This is a genomic window from Parafrigoribacterium humi (assembly GCF_040227205.1).
Taxonomy (GTDB): Bacteria; Actinomycetota; Actinomycetes; order Actinomycetales; family Microbacteriaceae; genus Parafrigoribacterium_A; species Parafrigoribacterium_A humi.
Genome location: NZ_JBELOA010000016.1, coordinates 1 through 969 on the forward strand (window position 1 = coordinate 1; position 969 = coordinate 969).

The 969-nt window shown below is 65.4% G+C and carries 1 protein-coding gene; it reads left to right on the forward strand.

The window, feature by feature from the left end:
- Positions 1-92: 92 nt before the first annotated feature.
- A partial coding sequence (locus tag ABUA28_RS14070) for an IS1249 family transposase (protein ID WP_349904935.1) occupies positions 93-969 on the forward strand: 877 nt, incomplete at its 3' end.

The window sequence follows — 969 nt, forward strand, 5'->3', positions numbered from 1 at the left end:
GGCTTATAGGCAAGAAGGTGTGGATGGGTTCTTGATCTGGGCCCGGGATTGCGGGGCTGGATCGGGGTTGTTATGGTCCGCGACCCTTAGTCGTGGATCTTCCCTCGAATCAGACGAGCTGCATGGTATGCGGATCACGGCTTGTGAAGAATGGCAAGACAGCGGCGGGGACGCAACGGTGGCGGTGTCGCGAGTGTGGGGCATCAGCGGTTCGTCGTCGTCCGGACGTGGCCCGGCGGGAACAGCTGCGCCGGTTCCTGAGCTGGCTGACGGGCAAGGCATCACAGGCCGAGCTCGGCGGCGGCACTGGCCGGTCGTTCCGCCACGAGACGGGCTGGTGCTGGCAGCTGGAGCCTCGGATACCAGTGACCGGAGAAGTTCACGACGCGGTCCTCGTCGACGGCATCTGGATCGGGTCCTGGTGCCTGCTGATCGCGCAATCGAGCACTGGGCAGGTGATCGCTTGGCAATGGGCGGCCCGCGAGTCCACCGCCGCATGGGAAGCGTTGTTCGCTCGCGTTCCGCCGCCGACCGTGGTCGTCACCGACGGCGGCTCCGGCATCCGCTCCGCGCTCGCCCGCAGCTGGCCCGAGACCGCGATCCAACGCTGCATCTTCCACCTGCAACTCAACGTGACCCGCGAGTTGACGCGGAAACCGCGCCTGCGCGCTGGCCGCGCGCTGCGACAGATCGCCCTCAACCTCACGAACGTTCACGACATCGACGCGGCGATCGAATGGCGCCTCACGCTCGAAGCGTGGTGGCAGAAATTTGGACACCTGACGCGTGAGCGGACAATGTATGAAAATGGCCAGTTCGGCTTCACACACCTCAAGCTCCGCCGAGCCTGGAGCATCCTGCACCGCGCCGCTGAGGCCGGTCACATCTTCACCTCGCTCACATACGGGAACCCGCGAGTGACCTCACGCCTGGAAGGCCTGAACTCGCAGATCCGACACCTGCTGCGCC